Origin of the sequence: Pseudomonas edaphica (assembly GCF_005863185.1) — a bacterium.
In the GTDB taxonomy this organism is placed as follows: domain Bacteria; phylum Pseudomonadota; class Gammaproteobacteria; order Pseudomonadales; family Pseudomonadaceae; genus Aquipseudomonas; species Aquipseudomonas edaphica.
This window is the reverse complement of sequence record NZ_VBVZ01000825.1, coordinates 1-2,212: the sequence shown is the minus strand read 5'-3', so window position 1 is coordinate 2,212 and position 2,212 is coordinate 1. Positions and strand designations below refer to the sequence as shown.

Sequence of the window (2,212 nt, the reverse complement as noted above, 5' to 3'; positions counted from 1 at the left end):
GTGCAGGGCGGTCCAGGCAAAGAAGCCGGCTTCGTCGAGCAGCAGGCTGATGATGATCAGCGCAACAAAGGTGCCGGTGGCGTTCCAGATGATGTGCCACACCACCGGAATATCCGCCAGGCTGATCACCCCGCAGGCCAGGGCCAGAATGGCGCCCATGCTTGCACTCCAGCCGACCCCGAGGCCTTTGGGCTGCCAGATGACCAGAACGATGGTGAAGATAAAAATGCCAATTGCGACAAGCATGAATAAACGCTCCGATGGCTCAGCAGCAGGTGCTGGCCCGTTGTGGTCGGTCACCCATGGCATCAAGACGCTGCGCGTCGTGGTGCAACCAGGGTTGGTTGGCTTGCAAGGTAGTGTCCAGCACTTGCGTGACCCAGGCGGGCAGTGCCGGGTTGATGCGGTAGTAGATCCATTGGCCCTGACGACGATCCAGCAGCAGCCCGCAACTGCGCAGTTGCGCCAGGTGCCGGGAGATCTTTGGCTGGCTGTCGTCCAGAGCATGGATCAGTTCGCACACGCAAAGTTCGCCTTCGCGCAGGATCAATAACGTCAAGCGGGCGCGAGTCGCGTCAGCCAGGCATTTGAACAGGGTGGGCGGTGAGAAGGGGGCCGACATGATCAGGGTCTTCTTTGTATATGGTTATCCGAATATACGAATATCCATATATGTAGGTCAATTCCTGAATTCGATTGATGTGGATCAAACCCCGCTCAATCCACCACAAGTGACTGAAATTAAAATGAAACACGAATGTCCTAAAGTGCCTGCCCATTGCTGATGAAGGATGAACCCGCGTGACCCGTGCCACTCGCAACCTGCGCAAGACCCTCGATTCCGTCGCGGACAATAACGAAACCGCGGCGTTTGACCTGATGCGCGCCGTCGAAAAGCTCGGCGATGAAGTGCTGCGCCAACGCCTGCTCAACACCATTCACCGGCTCAATCAGGACGCCCATGAATTGCGTGAGGCGCGCGACTCGGTGGAGCAGGTATCGGTCAAGCTCGCCTGAGTGAGCAAGATCGTTCAAGACAACCCGCTTTAAACGCTGGCATGCTTGTCGACTGTCTGTCGATGAGCCGTCTCCATGCCCACTGCCTTGCCGCATTACGCCTTCGCCCGCGGCGCTATCGCCGTTATCCCGTTATCCCTGGCCTGTGCGCCGTGGGGGCTGCTCGCCGGCTCCATGGCCATTGATGCGCAATTTACCCCGCTGCAGGCCCAAGGCTTGTCCGCCATCGTGTTTGCCGGTGCCGCGCAGCTGGTGGCCATCGGCATGGTCAAGAGCGGCGCCAGCCTGATCTCGATCGTGCTGACCACGCTGCTGCTGACTTCCCAACATTTGCTCTACGGCATGCACATGCGCCCGACACTCTCGTCACTCAACGCCCGCTGGCGCATGAGCCTGGGCTTTCTGCTGACCGATGAGTTCTTCGCGCTGGTCAACCACTATGACCGCGAGACGTTCAATCGCTGGTATGCGCTGGGGGTGGGCCTGACGTTCTACATCGCCTGGAACCTCTTCACCCTGGCTGGCATCGTGCTTGGCAAAAGCATTCCCGGGCTTGACCAGTTGGGGTTGGAGTTTTCGATTGCCGCCACCTTTATCGCGTTGATCACACCCGTGGTGCGTGATGTGCCGACGGTTGTGTGCGTGGCGGTGTCGTTGCTGTTTTCGGTGTGGTTGAGCTTTTTGCACTGGGAGTCGGCGGTGGTGGTGTCCGGGGTGTTGGGCATGAGTGCGGGGTTTGCCTGCAAGCGGCTGGGGGTAGGGCAGAAGTGATCTACATCATGATTGTGGCCATGGGGCTGGTGGTTTTCCTTAACCGATACCTGTTTATCGAGCCGCGCCTGCCGGTACGGCTTAATCGGGGGGCGCGGGAGTTCCTGGGGTTTGCGGTGCCGGGCATGCTGACGGCGATCAGCGGGCCGATTATTTTTCTCGCTGATCACACGCTGAATTTGAGCCCGACGAATCCTTACTTGCTGGCGGGAGTCTGCGCGGTGGCCTTGATGTTTTGGACGCGTAGCGTGTTGATTACGGTGCTGTTGAGCATGGGATTGTTTTATTTGTTTCGGTGGTGCTTTTGAGAGGGGCTATGGGTGTATATCCGTTGCTGCGGTGACGGATATGTACACCAAAAGACCGCCATCGCAGCGTAGGCATCTACACAACCGGTTAACACGAAGTCTGTTGTAAGTGGGCT

At 58.2% G+C, this 2,212-nt stretch carries 5 protein-coding genes; 3 read left to right on the top strand and 2 right to left on the bottom strand.

Features of this window, described 5'->3' with window-relative positions; translation table 11 throughout:
• Both FEM54_RS30975 and FEM54_RS30970 read right to left on the bottom strand, forming a co-directional pair.
• On the bottom strand, positions 1–246 hold a 246-nt coding region (locus FEM54_RS30975), incomplete at its 3' end, for an ArsB/NhaD family transporter (protein ID WP_276614939.1).
• Between the two features lie 19 nt (positions 247–265).
• Positions 266–622 carry a metalloregulator ArsR/SmtB family transcription factor gene (locus FEM54_RS30970; RefSeq protein ID WP_138454111.1) on the bottom strand — a complete coding sequence of 119 codons (357 nt, stop codon included), beginning with the start codon at positions 620–622 and terminating at the stop codon, positions 266–268.
• Positions 623–801: 179 nt separating this feature from the next.
• Here FEM54_RS30970 and FEM54_RS30965 point away from each other — a divergent pair, with 179 nt between their 5' ends.
• From FEM54_RS30965 to FEM54_RS30955, 3 genes are all read left to right on the top strand, one after another.
• The gene (locus FEM54_RS30965) at positions 802–1,017 is read left to right on the top strand and encodes a hypothetical protein (RefSeq protein WP_017138831.1); all 216 of its coding nucleotides are present in this window, start codon (positions 802–804) and stop codon (positions 1,015–1,017) included.
• A 75-nt stretch (positions 1,018–1,092) separates the two neighbouring features.
• Entirely contained in the window at positions 1,093–1,788 is a 696-nt protein-coding gene (locus FEM54_RS30960) for an AzlC family ABC transporter permease (protein ID WP_017138830.1), read from the top strand.
• The gene (locus tag FEM54_RS30955; RefSeq protein ID WP_138454110.1) at positions 1,785–2,096 is read left to right on the top strand and encodes an AzlD domain-containing protein; all 312 of its coding nucleotides are present in this window, start codon (positions 1,785–1,787) and stop codon (positions 2,094–2,096) included. The genes FEM54_RS30960 and FEM54_RS30955 overlap by 4 nt, the downstream gene beginning before the upstream one ends.
• Positions 2,097–2,212 lie beyond the last annotated feature (116 nt).